19 protein-coding genes are annotated in these 15,352 nt (G+C 41.7%); 6 read left to right on the forward strand and 13 right to left on the reverse strand.

Translation table 11 applies throughout. The annotated features are described in order from the left end of the window. The first annotated feature begins 109 nt into the window (after positions 1–109). Together F0228_RS24055 and F0228_RS24060 are read left to right on the forward strand one after the other, a co-directional pair. Positions 110–1,891 (forward strand): terminase family protein, encoded by a 1,782-nt coding sequence (locus F0228_RS24055; RefSeq protein WP_171762918.1) that lies wholly within the window; start codon positions 110–112, stop codon positions 1,889–1,891. A 4-nt stretch (positions 1,892–1,895) separates the two neighbouring features. Continuing rightward, entirely contained in the window at positions 1,896–2,915 is a 1,020-nt protein-coding gene (locus F0228_RS24060; protein WP_171762919.1) for a phage portal protein, read from the forward strand. Positions 2,916–3,398: 483 nt separating this feature from the next. Here F0228_RS24060 and F0228_RS24065 read toward each other — a convergent pair whose 3' ends face one another. Further along, the gene (locus F0228_RS24065; protein WP_171762920.1) at positions 3,399–4,277 is read right to left on the reverse strand and encodes a hypothetical protein; all 879 of its coding nucleotides are present in this window, start codon (positions 4,275–4,277) and stop codon (positions 3,399–3,401) included. A 466-nt stretch (positions 4,278–4,743) separates the two neighbouring features. On the opposite strand from F0228_RS24065, the gene F0228_RS24070 reads away from it, so the two are divergent. After that, positions 4,744–4,995 (forward strand): ogr/Delta-like zinc finger family protein, encoded by a 252-nt coding sequence (locus tag F0228_RS24070; protein ID WP_171762921.1) that lies wholly within the window; start codon positions 4,744–4,746, stop codon positions 4,993–4,995. Here F0228_RS24070 and F0228_RS24075 read toward each other — a convergent pair. The 11 genes from F0228_RS24075 to F0228_RS24125 all read right to left on the reverse strand — a co-directional run bounded on the left by F0228_RS24075 (position 4,992) and on the right by F0228_RS24125 (position 11,165). After that, a complete protein-coding gene (locus F0228_RS24075) occupies positions 4,992–5,213 on the reverse strand; it encodes a hypothetical protein (RefSeq protein WP_171762922.1) in 222 nt (73 codons plus the stop codon). The genes F0228_RS24070 and F0228_RS24075 overlap by 4 nt on opposite strands. Positions 5,214–5,324: 111 nt before the next feature. Next, entirely contained in the window at positions 5,325–7,838 is a 2,514-nt protein-coding gene (locus tag F0228_RS24080) for a replication endonuclease (protein WP_171762923.1), read from the reverse strand. Continuing rightward, positions 7,838–8,023 carry a hypothetical protein gene (locus F0228_RS24085; protein WP_102290422.1) on the reverse strand — a complete coding sequence of 62 codons (186 nt, stop codon included), beginning with the start codon at positions 8,021–8,023 and terminating at the stop codon, positions 7,838–7,840. Before F0228_RS24085 ends, F0228_RS24080 begins: the two co-directional genes overlap by 1 nt. Continuing rightward, positions 8,020–8,409: a hypothetical protein gene (locus tag F0228_RS24090; RefSeq protein ID WP_171762924.1), complete on the reverse strand. Its 390-nt coding sequence runs from the start codon at positions 8,407–8,409 to the stop codon at positions 8,020–8,022. Before F0228_RS24090 ends, F0228_RS24085 begins: the two co-directional genes overlap by 4 nt. After that, positions 8,406–8,636, reverse strand: a complete 231-nt coding sequence (locus F0228_RS24095) for a hypothetical protein (protein WP_086051195.1) — start codon at positions 8,634–8,636, stop codon at positions 8,406–8,408. Before F0228_RS24095 ends, F0228_RS24090 begins: the two co-directional genes overlap by 4 nt. Continuing rightward, entirely contained in the window at positions 8,636–9,037 is a 402-nt protein-coding gene (locus F0228_RS24100; RefSeq protein ID WP_171762925.1) for a hypothetical protein, read from the reverse strand. The genes F0228_RS24095 and F0228_RS24100 overlap by 1 nt, the downstream gene beginning before the upstream one ends. After that, the gene (locus F0228_RS24105; protein ID WP_171762926.1) at positions 9,034–9,477 is read right to left on the reverse strand and encodes a DUF3850 domain-containing protein; all 444 of its coding nucleotides are present in this window, start codon (positions 9,475–9,477) and stop codon (positions 9,034–9,036) included. Before F0228_RS24105 ends, F0228_RS24100 begins: the two co-directional genes overlap by 4 nt. Positions 9,478–9,479: 2 nt before the next feature. Next, positions 9,480–9,884, reverse strand: coding sequence for a hypothetical protein (locus F0228_RS24110; protein WP_171762927.1), 405 nt, complete (start codon positions 9,882–9,884; stop codon positions 9,480–9,482). Positions 9,885–9,993: 109 nt separating this feature from the next. Next, positions 9,994–10,287: a hypothetical protein gene (locus F0228_RS24115; protein WP_016798827.1), complete on the reverse strand. Its 294-nt coding sequence runs from the start codon at positions 10,285–10,287 to the stop codon at positions 9,994–9,996. Positions 10,288–10,298: 11 nt separating this feature from the next. Further along, the gene (locus F0228_RS24120; protein WP_016798828.1) at positions 10,299–10,838 is read right to left on the reverse strand and encodes a phage regulatory CII family protein; all 540 of its coding nucleotides are present in this window, start codon (positions 10,836–10,838) and stop codon (positions 10,299–10,301) included. A gap of 114 nt (positions 10,839–10,952) precedes the next feature. Beyond that, positions 10,953–11,165, reverse strand: a complete 213-nt coding sequence (locus tag F0228_RS24125) for a hypothetical protein (protein WP_004742462.1) — start codon at positions 11,163–11,165, stop codon at positions 10,953–10,955. Between the two features lie 90 nt (positions 11,166–11,255). Between F0228_RS24125 and F0228_RS24130 the strand changes: the two genes are divergently transcribed. The 3 genes from F0228_RS24130 to F0228_RS24140 all read left to right on the forward strand — a co-directional run bounded on the left by F0228_RS24130 (position 11,256) and on the right by F0228_RS24140 (position 13,940). Further along, complete coding sequence (locus F0228_RS24130) at positions 11,256–11,876, forward strand: phage repressor protein CI (protein ID WP_171762928.1); 621 nt, start codon at positions 11,256–11,258, stop codon at positions 11,874–11,876. Positions 11,877–12,083: 207 nt separating this feature from the next. Next, positions 12,084–13,181 carry a DUF262 domain-containing protein gene (locus tag F0228_RS24135; RefSeq protein ID WP_171762929.1) on the forward strand — a complete coding sequence of 366 codons (1,098 nt, stop codon included), beginning with the start codon at positions 12,084–12,086 and terminating at the stop codon, positions 13,179–13,181. Continuing rightward, positions 13,182–13,940 carry an MAE_28990/MAE_18760 family HEPN-like nuclease gene (locus F0228_RS24140; protein WP_171762930.1) on the forward strand — a complete coding sequence of 253 codons (759 nt, stop codon included), beginning with the start codon at positions 13,182–13,184 and terminating at the stop codon, positions 13,938–13,940. A 46-nt stretch (positions 13,941–13,986) separates the two neighbouring features. On the opposite strand, the gene F0228_RS24145 is transcribed toward F0228_RS24140, so the two are convergent. Further along, a complete protein-coding gene (locus F0228_RS24145; RefSeq protein ID WP_171762931.1) occupies positions 13,987–15,255 on the reverse strand; it encodes an SAM-dependent DNA methyltransferase in 1,269 nt (422 codons plus the stop codon). Between the last annotated feature and the right edge of the window lie 97 nt (positions 15,256–15,352).

Here is a 15,352-nt window from a genome sequence, read left to right on the forward strand (position 1 = left end):
TACCCGTTTCAGCCACTTCAATTCCGACTAATTCGGATACAGGGCGTATCCGAACCCATCCGAATTTTGCTATGCAATTTAGGTTGTTACCTCGGCGTATGATTGGCCCATGGCATATTCTCCTGAAACACGACACGCGGCCCGTTCCCTTTATTTAAAGGCTTGGACGCCCAATGAAATCGCTTCCGAATTAGGTTTGAACAGCACCAGAATTATTTATCACTGGGCTGACAAATTTGGATGGCGTGATATGTTGCGCGAGCAAACGATTGATGAATCGATAGCGCGTAGAATTGAAACCCTGCTTGAGCTAGAAAACCCAACCAAAGGCCAGCTCGATATGCTTGATAGGCTCATCAAGCACCACGTACAACTTAAGAAATTCCATGCACAAGCTCAGCCAGTTGGAGAGAAACACTCATCTAACGAAACTGAACCTGTAGCTAAAACTAACGGTAAAAGCTCGCGTTCTAATAAGTCTGACGACAAGCAGAAAAAGAAGAAAAGTAAAAAGAAGAACAACATTGTTGAGCTGACCAAAGAGAACTTCGCGACTTGGCATGAATCACTCTTTGAATATCAGCACACGATGCGTAACAACCTGCACCAACGTACGCGTAATATTCTTAAATCTCGTCAGATTGGCGCCACCTATTACTTCAGTGGCGAAGCGTTAGAAGATGCGATTTTGACTGGCGATAACCAGATATTCTTATCCGCTTCTCGCGCCCAGGCCGAAGTATTCAGAAGCTACATTATTGCGATTGGTGAAGAATTTTTAGGTGTTGAATTGACGGGTAACCCGATCATTCTCTCTAACGGGGCTGAGCTCAGATTCTTATCCACCAACTCAAAAACCGCGCAAAGTTATCATGGCCATGTTTATGTGGATGAGTATTTCTGGATCCCGAAATTCGATGAGCTGAACAAACTCGCGTCAGCTATGGCCACTCATAAGAACTGGCGTAAAACCTACTTCTCGACCCCTTCCGCTAAAACACACCAGGCTTACACATTTTGGACCGGTGACCAATGGCGCAGAGGCCGTGATACCCGCACCAATATTGAATTTCCTACCTTTGACGAATACCGAGATGGCGGTCGACTCTGCCCAGATAAGCAATGGCGTTACATAGTCACAATTGAAGATGCGGCTGCAGGCGGCTGTCAGCTTTTTGATATTGATGAACTGCGCGACGAATACAGCAAAGACGATTTTGATAATCTGTTTATGTGTATTTTCGTTGATGGCGCCAGCTCCGTCTTCAAGTTCTCAGCCCTCGAAAAAGCCATGGTGGACATTAGCCGGTGGCAAGACTTCAAGCCAAATGACAAAGACCCCTTCGAACGCCGTGAAGTTTGGTTAGGTTACGACCCAAGCCGAACTCGAGACAATGCTTGTTTAGTTGTGGTAGCACCGCCCATTGTTGCCGTTGAAAAATTCAGAGTACTTGAAAAACACTACTGGCGAGGTTTGAACTTTCAGTACCAGGCGCAGCAAGTATCAAAAGTGTTTGAGCGTTATAACGTAAGCTATTTGGGCATTGATACAACAGGCATTGGCGCGGGTGTCTATGACTTGATCAACAAGAAACACCCACGTGAAACCGTGGCTATTCAATACAGCAATGAAAGTAAGAACCGGTTGGTGATGAAGATGATTGATGTGGTCGAAGCCAACCGCATTCAATTTGATGCTGAGCACAAAGATATCGCTATGGCATTCATGGCTATCAAGCGAGCGACCACAAATAGTGGCAACAACATGACCTTCAAAGCAGAGCGCAGCGAGTTAACCGGGCATGCCGATGCCTTTTGGGCGATTTCCCATGCCTGCATTAATGAGCCGCTCGATCACTCTGAAAAACGTAAATCAACTTGGCAGATGTAAATCAATGACTGAACAGACAACAGAAATAATCACGAAAGAATCCGCTAATGATGAAAGCTTGATGTTTAGCTTTGGTGAGCCAGAAATCATGGACCGTGATTTCACCAACTACGAATACAACGAGCTTTACTACAACGAAGACGGGAACTACTGGGAACCACCACTCGATAGGGCGGGCTTGAATAAACTGACTCGGGCTAACGCTTATCACGGTTCTATCTTAATGGCTCGCCGTAACATGATTGCGGGCCGTTACACCCAAGGTGGAATGCAGAAGCAACAAATGCAATCAGCCGTACATGACTTCTTAGAATTTGGTGACACTGCCCTGCTTAAGCTTCGTAACTACTTTGGTAAAGTCATTGGGCTATGGCCTATCCCTACGATGTATTTACGTAAACGTAAGAACGGTGACTTCGCATTCTTAGAGCGAGACGACAAACAGAAGAGTTACAAGAAAGAAGACATCATTTTCATCAAACAATATGACCCAGTGCAGCAAGTCTACGGTGGACCGGATTACCTTGGTTGTGTTCAATCTGCTTTGCTTAGCCAGGACTCCACCACGTTCCGTCGCCGTTACTATAAAAACGGTTTGCACATGGGCTTTATCTTCTATGCGACTGACCCGAACTTGAGTAAAGACGATGAGGAAGACCTAAAGCAGAAGATGGCTTCAAGCCGTGGCGTGGGGAACTTCCGCTCGATGTTCATCAACATTCCAAACGGCAACGAGAAAGGGATTCAATTGATACCCGTTGGCGACATTGCGACAAAAGATGAGTACGAGAAAATTAAAAACGTCACCGCGCAAGAGGTGATCACCGGTCACCGCTTCCCTGTTGAACTGGCCGCTATCATTCCCAATGGTGGCACTCGTGGTGACCCGATTAAATTCGATTACGTTTACTGTAAAAATGAAGTGATACCCGCTTGCGAAATGTTCATGGATGCAGTGAACAGCGACCCAGAAGTACCCAAACACCTGCATTTAACCTTCAATTTGGACAATGTCGCGGCCTAAGTAGCATGATGTTTTTTGCAATTACGTTTTTGACTGCAATTTACGCTCAGCCCTTTCTTCATAAGGGCTGAGAAACAACTCAAACGATCGTCACAAAACACAAACGATCATTAAAAAATCGACCTAAAACACAGAAATACATATATTTCAGATAGTTAGAAAAACCAACCAGATCAACACTGATCGTCAGAATTTCAATTCCTTTCAATTTTTTGCACTCTTCGCAATTTTATTAGGCACTCTTTAAGCCATTCTGAGCACTACTAACTTAATGCAAGCCCCGTTATTCCTAAAGGGCTAGCGGCTTGTTAGCCTTCCATAGCGGCGGCTGAATTTCACTGAAATAGAATTGCGAAAAAATGAGATCGAAAACGCTTCAGGTGGGGAGGAGGAGTGCGTTTTCCGTAGGTTAGTTGTGTTTTTGGTGGGCTGTGTCAATATACAAAAAAGCCACCGTAAGCGGTGGCCAAGGGCTCACTCTTGTCACCACTCCAAAGCTCTCTCCCTACTGATATAGCCTTTATCGTCACAAGTACTACAATCTAGTGAGATATTATTACAAACAGGACACTTAATATTTTCGTATTCTGAAATGTCTAGCTTCGCAGCAATATGTTCTTTTATTGTGCAAGTGTCATGACAAACTGGGCATTCGTCCCCAGCTAAGCGCCCTCTACCGTTGCACACAGGACATGTCGTATCACGTTCTAGTCCATCGTGTCTTGATTGGACAGAGCGATTAAGCTGAACAGCGTTAATCGTACTTTGTTGTAAAGAATCAGCTATTTTAATTAGGTGCTCGAAGTACTTCTTTATTGCTTTCTTTATATCTTCTGCGCCATTGCCATTGTCCCAGTGCCCGGGAGAGATCCTTATCGACTGAATGCCAGTTTGTTCAGCTATTGTTATATCTCGCCTATAAGTGCTCTTAACCTTAGTTTCTAAATAATGAGTTGCGAATCCATCATACTCGACACCAAGCGCTCCTATGTAAACCAGGTCCACGCCAACAGGTTTGTAAAGTTCAATAACAAGATCAATTGCCCAAGGTTGCGCTTTAGGATTGCTATTATCTACTTTATATTGTGGCTCAATACTTACAAGATGCCCCTTTGATGTTTTTCCACTAATAACCATGCTTCTCGGAGAGCAATTGAAACTAGAGATTTCTAAAGGGCTAAACTGGGAGATTATGTTTGCAATTACTTCTATCTCAGTTTTCGAGACTCTTTCTACATGTTGTAAAGCAACCAACCCTTCAGCTACTTGTTGATTAACAAGTAGTTCAATTTTCTGTACTAGCTTTCTTTGTTTTCCACTAAATTTCTTTTCAAGCTCTTTTAATTCTTCATTAAATCCCATCCAACCCTCTCCCTTTTGCAGTAATTTGGCTTACATCCGTTTAACGCTAACTACAGTAAAGTGAAACGTCAATCATACTTTAATAGCCGCGCTCAATAACAAACAAGTACGCGAGACGAGTATCACCCTCAAATTGATTATTAATTACTTCGTATGCACAATTTTGCAAAATTTATGCGCACCCTCTCATACGGTGAAACATGTCAAACAAAGAGACACAATACAAAGCCTCACTCCCCCTGATGTAACTAGCCTCCAGCACTAACTGGATAGAATGAAAAGAGAATGTAATTCCTTCTAATCAATTATTTAAGGCAATTTTAAGATCAAGTATAACAATTGGAAACACCAAACATAGCAATCTCTAAGCTGTGAGCGGAAATAGTATCTCAGTTGTATAGCTGTATAAATCATCACCATAATTTAGTACCATGGACCTTTCATTTCGATAGGTTCATGGTGTTATATGAGAGTAGTTTGCACGGAGTGTGGCGAGAAAGCCCGCATACAGAAATCAAACCGTATTTCAGCGGGTTATAGCGACTTATATTGTAGTTGTAGCGACCCCGAATGTGGCCACTCTTTCGTGATGAACCTAACCTTCAGTCATACTCTTAGCCCTTCGGCTAAAACGACTTCTCAGTTAGCTTTTGAAATGGTTAAAGCCCTGGCACCCGATCAGCGCCAAGAACTAAAACAACAGTTATCAATCCTCTAAAGTTTAAATTCAGGGCTATCTCCACCATCAGCCATTTCAATTAGCTGCTTTATTGCGGCTAACTTTTCAGGCTTCAACTCTTCTCTTTGGTCTGCAACCAATAAACCCATCAAATAAATACCTACATCAGCTCTGCTTTCACCTTCAGTGCTGAGTGCTACAGCATCTATAATGAACTCCATCGCTTGTAAAAATATGTCCTGTTGTTTTAATGACATAGCTCTACTCCAAACCAAAAGACTGGATGAATATACAGTACTTTTATAAATATTCATACAGTGTTTTTATGAAGCGAGATTCACCCCTCATTCTGATAACGAATTTGAGCTTCACATCAACGGCCATTCGGCAGTTTCTGGAAAGAATGACAAATTAGGCTGTTCATATTCATAGTCGTCATCTTCTCCGGTTAGTGGTCCAGGCGGTTTTACCTCGAATTCATCTAACCAGCTTAAATCTGGCTTGGGTTGGTACTCTTCAACCAACTGGGCTGGGCGAACCGTGCCGCATGGTAGATGCTCCGCAGGGCGAACTCTTATACTCGTTTCATCATCTATTCGAATTGAGCTACCTTTTTGCAGCGCGATTAGAACAGAACCATCAATGTTTGGCGGTAACCCACCACCTACTGAGTAAGGTTCCAATAATCGCTTAAGCTGATCGCTGACCTGTACTTTCTGCGGTAGCGTACAGTTATTGACAGAACTCCGAGAGGAGCCAAAGGCTCCAGAAAGAGCAAGAGCCCCCGATTCACGTTGGGCGTCTAACGTAGACGTTGGTATTATCTGCCAGTTCTTAGTGCGAGTTTTGACGAGCATGCCTGCGGCATCAAAGCCTTCAATCTTGCTAACGATTTCACCGTGGGGCGACGCAAACGGTAATTCTTGATAGGTATTTCTGATCAGCAAGTCGTCACGTTTAACAAATGGACCACCTTGGCCCATGATGTAACCTTGCCAATTGCCATTATCGGCGGCGATTAACGTATCAACGATGCTTGAATCATCACTCTTGATTCGTGCTTGGTAACTATCACCAATTACTTTTAGAAGTTCTTCATTAGTGATTAGCTTGCTTGGCTTAATAGGGCCAACGAGTTCACGTTGTAACATTGAATAAATAGTAAGTAGGTCGGCACGCTCTTGCATGAAGAGGTATTCCATAAAGGCTTTTTTGTTCTGGCTGGCAAAGCGGCGCAGTTCTCGGTAAGTCGTAACCGGAGCACCACCAAAGAACTGGAATTGGCGAATGTTCCAACGGCTTTTCCATGCACTCACGTTTTTCGCCATGTCTTTAGCAGATTTGCCTTCTTCTTTACCTGTCTTTGGATTGATGCTGACTGTCTCATCAGCCAGATCATCATCCATAGCATAACCATCAATGTTTTTAGATATGTATTTGGCGATGTAACCCGTAGCCGTGCCCAGTTCTGGGTCAATGGCTTGAATGTCACAACGAGCAGATGGGTCCAGCAGTCCCTCTTTGTTAATCAGTTCGTGTTTGTCTTCTTGGATTGCGTAATCTGTAAAAATTTCTTCAATCGCGTCTATCTGTTCAGGCTTTGCCCAAATAAGCAAATGCCAGTGTGGTGTGCCATCGTGATGTGGTTCAGCCACACGAACACCAAACCAACGAATTTCTTTGCGACCTAATTTGGCACGAATCTTTGCCCATACATTGTTTAAGTAAGCCTGGGCATCACGTGGGCTTGCGCCATTCCAGTGACCAATGAAACCGCCTTTCTTATAACTGTTGTGGTATTTGGCTGGTGTGGTCAGGGTTAAAAACAAGCCTTGTAGACCTAACTCGTTGCCAATGTCTTCACAACCACGGCAACGCACCATTAACTCATGGCGGCGAATAGCAGGGTTCGAGACGCTTTTTAATACCATGTCTTTTAAGCTGGCTTCTTCGCCTGTTTCTTCATCGAACAAAGATGAGTTTTCGATAAATTCCCAGTTCTTTTGGCGTTGTTCTTTGTATTCTCGGATACAGTCCCATGAAGCATAAGGCGAAGCGTGTTTCGAGACTTGCCCCATAGCAATGGCTAGGTGCTCACGCATAATTTTTCGGCATCGAATCAAACGGTTATACCACCACTTTTCGCTTATCATGCGCGAAATATCTTGCAGGGCAGAAAGCTCCGATTGTTCTTTATATTTGCGAGGTGGCTTAATACCAAAGGTATTACAGACGAATACAGCGGCTTGTTCATAAGAGAACACGACCGCCATTTCTGTTCCTAATGCAGTTTCAGCGTGGTATTTGTCACTCTCAATACGAATAAACCCGTCAACTATCATGGCAACTTTAAACGCCATATCTTTGATTTCTTCAATTTCCAACTCGGCCAAAGTGCGATTTCTTACTGGTTTTCGGTTTTGTTCTATTCGTTCAAAATCAAAGTACTGTTGCTGTTGAGTTTGGTTCTTGTAGTTGCTTTGCTTAGTGTCATCATTCGCTTCACTCAGCAAAGCAACCTTAGAAGTAGTAGGAAGTTTTTTGTATTGCTTAAGTACCAATAGAACACGCCTATGCGCGGGTACCATTTTTTCACGAATGAAAGTATTCGCGGCTGGGCGGCCTTGTTTCTCAAACATCGAAATATAACGATTTGCGAAATATTTAGTTAGGTAATGGGGGAGATCTGCAAAGTGTTCAGATAGCCATTCTCTATCTGCTGGGTTTACTTCATATAACTTACGCTCAACAACTGAAAGATTTTCAGGTTCTATATTAGCGGGTTCGTAACCTGCAGGAACACAAATAAGCCCTTCATCTATGGCAGGTAAAGGGCATAACCAAAAGCGATTTAATGGTTTAACTGGTTGATAGTATGTCACTAACACTCATCCAAAAAATCTGTGGGGTTGCGTGTGATTTTCAATTGAACCTGGATAGACTCATCACCAGATAACAAAGTACCTAACAGCACTTCATTATCTGGGTGATCACCTCCTAGCATTTCTACTAATAGGGTTTCAATATAATCAGGTGCTTCAGCCGCAACTTTCTGTGCTTCGCTCATAACTGAACACCTAATGCTGTAGCCCAACTGCTAGACAAAACATCAGGTTTTTTAATACCGATTTGATTGGCTTTACGCTGCTCTTCGCTCATACCTGTTTTCTGTTTAGGCATTTCAATGGCTTCTTTTAAAGTCATCCCTTCAGACAAACGGCCATATAGAGTGGCCTCAGAAATTTCCACCAATTTAGAGATAGCTCGCATCCCCTGTTGCCCTTTGTGCTCATATTTGACTTGAGCAACCTGAGCGCAACGAGGCATTGTGACTGCTTGTTCAATATCAAAGCCTCGCTGCAAACGCTTCAATAAGGTGGAGTAGTTAATATCGAACTTTTCAGCAATGGCTTTCACACCCTTACAACCTTGGTATCCATATTGATGAGTCATAACGCAGCTAGCTCCTGTGTATCCATAACCATATGGCCACCGGTGTGGTTACCTTTGATAATCACACCGTTCAAAACGTGCTGGCAGTTGAACCGCTCGCAAGCCGTATCAATCGCAGGCTCTGGTGAGTCAAACTCACCCAACAACACGTTCTTTACTTCATTGGTTTCATCATGGCGAACAACGCCACCACCGCTATTCAGGGCAACTGCTACATAGCTCAGCATCAGCAAGCCTCCACAGTTGGGTGGCCATGCTCATCGGCCATATCACGCCACCACATTTGCATTTGAGTAGTTTGAGAAGTGGATTTATTACAAGCCGACACAAAGAACAGCGCACGAACGGCACCTAAAGCTTGATTTGCGATATCTCGGTCAGAAGCCGTGTTGTAAACCACAATCCAAAAAGCCCACCAAGCGGTAATGAAATCTTCCAAGCAGAGTCCTTGTTCAGTACCGTTAACATTCACAAGTAATGCTCGAGTAGAGTCCAAGCTCAGCACATCGCCCTGGCTAGTTTCTGTGATATTGAAAACACGCATGAACTGTTCAATCTTGCGAGTAGTAAACCCTTCTGAACGCAACGCGTGGTTCAAGTCTTTCTGATAAACAGAGATAGTGCTCATGCAGTCTCCTCCCCTAACTTTTTAAGTAGAGTCGTTGCCTCTGTAGCAAAATAGCGTGAGTCTTGAATCTGTCTTTCTAGATCAGCGGTTGTGAGTCCTGCCTCTCGAACCACATCAATGCCGGTTTCCATGCAGTCGGCAGCTTCCACTAAACGATCTCGTAGATGCCTCATCAAAATCACACTGTTTAAATGAGATGAATTTGAAAGAGAAAGAACGCACACCTCTTTGCTTAAACCAAACTTACCGCCTTGCAGTACGTGCGTAATTTCATGAACCAGGGAAGCCCCCGTTTTATGGCCTTCGCTGTCTACTTCATGCTGTATCAGCACATCGTTGGCTTGATAGTTACGATCATTAACTCGAATTTCAGCCGTTTTACGACCTAAACGAACTTCGTTAAAAAACTCTGATTGGGTTTTTACTTCATGTAATTTCATGCTCACGCCCCCACTGCCGATAAACAGAACTGCTCGAATTGATATAAAGCTTCATCATCAAAGTGGCCTAAGTCACGGAGGCCAAGCATTTCAAGAAACAGGTGGCGGTTACTCATATCTAAGTTCGCCCAATGGTGAAGCTGTGAAACTTGTTCAATCGAACCGTTGCGGTACCAGCTTGGAAATGAATAGCCAAAGAACACCCGAGCTCGATCACTTTCCATTGCTTCTTTGATATCGGCCAACACGTCTTCTTGTGGGCGGTGGGTAGCGACAGACTCTTGCTTCTTCGCGATAGCATCGAGCTGGATAAGAACTTGGTGTTGCTGCTCTTGATTGCTTGAATTAAAACGCTCTGCGATTTGGTTAAAAGACTGACTAAATAAGTGTTCTTCAATGTTACTCATCATCAATTCCTCAAATTTTGGATATAAAAAACCCTCCCTCTTTAAATCAAAGAGGGATAAAGGGTGTAGGCATACGCCTAGTGGCTAGGTTTGTTTGGGTGTAACTGGCTTATGACCAGCGCGAAAGTACATCCTGTGCGTTGGCATCAATTCGGTTAATTTCCCGTGAAAGGCGCATTTGTTCAGCGCGGCAATCACTCTTGGAAAACTGAGCTTGTAACTCTTCACGCTTTGAGCGAAGTGGCTTTAGTTGGCGCTCGCCAAGTTCTCTTCGCGTACGTTGTAATGCAGAAAGGCCACGTTCTTTTTGCTCACGGTTCAAAGACCAACAAGGCAAATCAGGGCAAGGATTTTCTAGCGGTGGGACATCTAGGTTTGAATGTTCGACTGTTGCAACTGACATACTATTTTCCTCTAACTTAAGCCGGGAATAGCCGAACCATTGGCGACCAAATCCACACTCATAGCTAAGAATGGGGAAACGCCTTTTGTGCGGCTTTCTATATCGTTGATAAGAAGCACAAGGTTGCTAATACCCGCTTGTGCCTTTTGGATAATGACGTGTTTGTTAGTGCGACTAAGGCGATCATTTCCCGCATGCTCTAAAGCCATGCGAGACAAGTCACCAGAGTGCATTGCGTTTTCTAATGCGCGTTTGATGAAGGTTTCTTCACTCGCATCATTGGGAATTTGTGCGGTCACCACACCGAGGCCAAGCAAAAGGCTATTAAGAATGGTGAAGTTGCCACTCGCCTTGGTGATCATCACAAGTTCTACACTGGTAAGGATGTGCGGCTGCTCTGGGTTAAGTTTGTTACGCAACATAGTGGCATTCATATCCACGGCCTTTGCTAACTTGGTCATGTTCTCCGAGTTCGCAAATGCACAACACGCTTCGTTAAATGCCTTTTGTTTAGAGCCACGGAATTCGCACATTGAGTCAATTTCGTTCATAACCAATACTCAATTGAAGACAAACGGGACGAAAACGAAGCCCCAACCAAGAACATTGAGCCATAACGGGCAATATTCTTTAGTTGGAATTAGGAAAGATAAACGCATGACGGCCTACCCCAACTTTTCCATGGCTTCACGAGTCGCCATTTCTACTAAGGCGATCATATTGATGAGAGGGGTTTCTTTACCTTTTGCTTTAGTTTTAATAGGTAAGCGGCCATCGGCTACCCAATCCATGATGGTGCGTTTAGGCATTCCAGAAAACTGAGAGTATTGGTCATAGGTCATGAAAGGCGTATTTAGGACTACTTGATATGAGAGCATAGTGATATCCTGTTATGTTATTGAATGTGTTGTACCGGACTAGCGAGTTGCACCTCGCGGTTGACCGTTGAGTGAAAATGTAGACTTTTTATGAGTGAATATCAAGAACAAATACCCTCTTTTGAGTACATTGGCGGTAGAGATGTAACAGAAAGGATGAAATTCGTCACAAAAACAAGTGACTTCAAGTCGCTTGGTGAGTGCTTAGGTGTGTCAAAAGGCACGATATCGACTTGGCACCAGAGAGGATTGACCCCTTACGAAGTGATTGTGAGACTTCATTTGAGGACTGGAGCTTCTATCAAATATCTAGCCTTGGGAGAAGGTGAACCGTTTGATGACAAGAAAACCCATACATCCAAGAAAAACGAAGTAAAAAGACTCTTCGATGTTGATCTCTTTTCACTTTCAAACGGCAAGCTTGTTGGCAATGAAACGCTAGCTTTTGATAAAAGCTACTTAGACAAACTTGGGGTTCTGAATGTAATGGGCATCGAGCACGATGGGACTGCATTCATTATCGATAAAGAAATTCACCAAGCAGTAAGCGGCACATACTTAGTAGATATGGACGGCCTACTGTCGCTAAACGACATTCAGCGTTTGCCAGGCAAGAAGCTGGCGATCAGCTTTAACGGCTCGACTCTAACAGTCGAAGAAGATGAAGTTAGGGTTGTGGGTAGAGTTGCGTTGGTTATGGAGAAGGTGTGATGAAAATAACTCACCCGCACAAATAATTTTACATTTCGATGTATGAAGAACGCCAAATAAACGATGAAAAGAAAATTTCAATGCTGCACAGATGAGAAACTGGCAATCAACCTTAACGACTCGGCTCTAGCCGTCAAAGAAGATGAAGTGAGAATTGTGGGTAGATCGGTGTTAGCTCTGACTTAAAAATTGGGATTAAGAAAAACAATGACTGAATTACATGTAATACAAGAAAATATAATTTCTGAGATCAACGAAGCCAAACAATCAATTAAGACAGATGGATATCCTATGTCTATAGGAGAGCTAATAAATCTTTATCGAGATGGCGACATCATCCTTGATCCTGCTTTTCAGCGTCTCTTTAGATGGGAAGATGAACAAAAAACTAAACTGATTGAGTCGATACTAATCGGAATACCTATCCCTGAAATTTTTGTTGCTCAAAAAGCTGATGGGACTTGGCACGTTGTTGATGGAGTTCAAAGGCTTTCCACAATACTACAAACGGCTGGTGTGCTAGATGGTTATGAACCATTAACGTTTGAAACATGTAAGTATATTCCCTCGTTAGAAGGTCAAACTTGGAAAACTATGCCTTCTGATGTACAACGACTCCTCAAACGTTCAAAGTTAAAACTAAGCATTATTCTTACTCAAGATAGTGATGAAGCCCAGTATGAGTTATTCCAAAGATTAAATACTGGTGGCACACCACTATCAGAGCAAGAAGTTAGAAACTGTTTGATGCTAATGGTTGACCCTGATTTTTTTGATCTAATCAATGAGTTGAAAGATTACCCGAACTTCAAAGACTGTTTAAACCTCAAAGCTGAGGAATATGAAAAAGAAGTTCATATGGAGTATATTTTAAGAATGTTCATTGGTTACCATAACTCCATTGTATATGCAGAACATAATGCTATAAACAAAATAATAATTACAGACTTTCTTGATAAAGAGACTGTTAGATTAATTAAAGAAGCTGATCGCGAAAAATTTAAGGTAGACTTTAAAAAAACGTTCGACAAACTCAAAAACACACTTGGAAGTTCAGCTTTCAAAAAATTCAACATTGATGAAGATAAGTTTAAAGGTGGCTTTAACATTTCTGCTTTTGAAATGCTAACTGTTGGGCTATCTTCCAATATAGATACTATTGAGCAGTTAGGTAAAGATGCATTGGAAGAACGAATAAAAGAACTATATCATGATGAAAAAATCCAAAAAGTACTAGGTCGTGGTACTCGAGCAATAAAACGTTTTCAAGAGTCAACAGATATAGCAAGAGAATTTTTCGTATAGATGATGAACTTAACTTTAGACCAGTTAATCGACCATTTAAATGAAGATTTAGGCTGGAGAAAAACAGAATTAACAAAACTTAGCTTTATGGAAAATGTCAATGACGAACTAAAGTCTAAATCAATGATTTTATTAATTTATTCCCATTGGGAAGGTTATATAAAAAATGCTTGTAAGCAGTATTTGATCCATATTTCAGATAGAAATTTGAAGTTGAGTTTACTCACAGAAAGCTTTAAAGCTATATCACTAAAAGGCATGGTTAGTGAGGTACTAGAGCATGGTTCAAGCTTAACATTGAGTAATGAGCTAGCTTTAATTAATAAATTTGACAACCCAGGCTCTAAGAAGTTTAAAGTACCGGCTAGGATAAAAGAGGATAAAAACAAAGATTTCATAAATACTCATGACAATCTCAATTTGAAGACTCTAAACAACTTTTGTACAATCATTGGAATCAATCAAATAGCAATGATTGATGGCAAAGGTAAGTATATTGATGAAACATTACTAAACCAAAGAAATACCATTAGTCATGGAAGTAAGATTGACGCAGACTCTAATGAGTTCACTTTAGATATTAATGACATTAACCAATTAAGAGATTTTTCTTTACTAATAATGGAGCATATAAAAGAAGAAATAATTCATTTCGCAGAAAATGAATACTACCTTCTATCTAAGAGTGAAGAAGTTGAGTGTAGAAAGCAAAGCACTTCTGAAAACTTAAGAAATCAAATGGAAGAAATATTTAGTTAAATATAAATGATTAGCAGAGTTGCAAATGTGTAAGATCGCAACTCTGCTATATTGGTATGGATTTTATAACACCAACGGTTAGGTGTCTCATTCTTGCTCTGTTGTTTAAAAAGATATTAGTGTTCTCGGATTTCAAAATTTTAAGCAAGGCCTTACAATTTTTAAGCTTCCCATCTTTAGGCTGTATAACAATCATATGATTTTCAATTGCAACATCTTCATTAAGATTAATAATGGTCGCGGATGCTCTATATCTATCCGAAGGGCTAGAAGTTCTCTTAACAACTATAAAAGGTGGAGTTAATACTCGACCAAGAAACCTACGATACTCAGTTGCTTCAGTTACAACCTCCCATGCAGGGGAATTTCTAGGATGGAAATATGGTAAAAGAGGTCCTTCTTCAGAATCACGATAAGCGACTAAAGGACCAGTTCTAACATCGAACTTCTCAGATAGTCTCATATACTCACCTAATTCTTTGAACCAAGCTATTGGGGAGTTACTACTATGCTCAACAACCCCCGATAACACAAAGACATCGACATCAGTCTTTCTATTAAAGCGTCCCCAAATTGAACATTCAGCATCAAACAAGCTAGAACAAAAACTTCTAAAATCTTCATAGCGACTTCCAGAACGAAGTACATCAGGAAGAATCGCACTCACATTACATCCTTCAGAAAGCATTCTTAAGTATTTATCAAATATAATACCTGCAGCGTTTATTTTGCCTTCTTTCCAATAATATTCTTTTGGAGATGGCCATATAGTAAAAGGAGGGTTCATTATGGCATGAGTCACATCAGCAAGAGATTCAGGACACACAGACAAAGCATTTTGACACTTTATGTTGATAAGAAAGTCTAGAGCATCATCAATACTGCAGTCTTTTTTTACACCTCGATTTAAAGCTTCAATTACGATTCTTAATCGAGTAGCTTCAACAAAAGATTCATGGATATCGAAACCCCAAAGAACCTTCCCCCACTTCTTCAATGTGTCTGACAGAGTAGATTCCACACCTAATCTCCGAGAACATTCGATCAGCAAGTTACCAGCACCACACGTTGGGTCCAATACCACAGAATCGAATGTTATAGGTGACTGAAAAGACTTTACGGCAGATACAGCTAATTCAAAACCCGTGAAGAAACTTCCAGCTTCTCTCATTTCGTCAATAGTTAAGTATTCTCTTAAGACTATATCGATAGAGTCTAGATCGACTAGAGAGCTTAGGATATTGGAGTCTAATTGATTTTCTTCTAGTTCAAGTAAGTCACGAAGAGAAGTATTGTGTTTATTTAACTGGTTCATACAAAAAACTGCAGGGAATTGTGGTTCTATGGTATCACAATATATGTATGTATCCCACACTTAAAAAATCTATAAGCCTGTCTCTTATACACATCTC

The sequence above is a fragment of the Vibrio sp. 99K-1 genome, assembly GCF_013114585.1.
In the GTDB taxonomy this organism is placed as follows: Bacteria; Pseudomonadota; Gammaproteobacteria; order Enterobacterales; family Vibrionaceae; genus Vibrio; species Vibrio chagasii_B.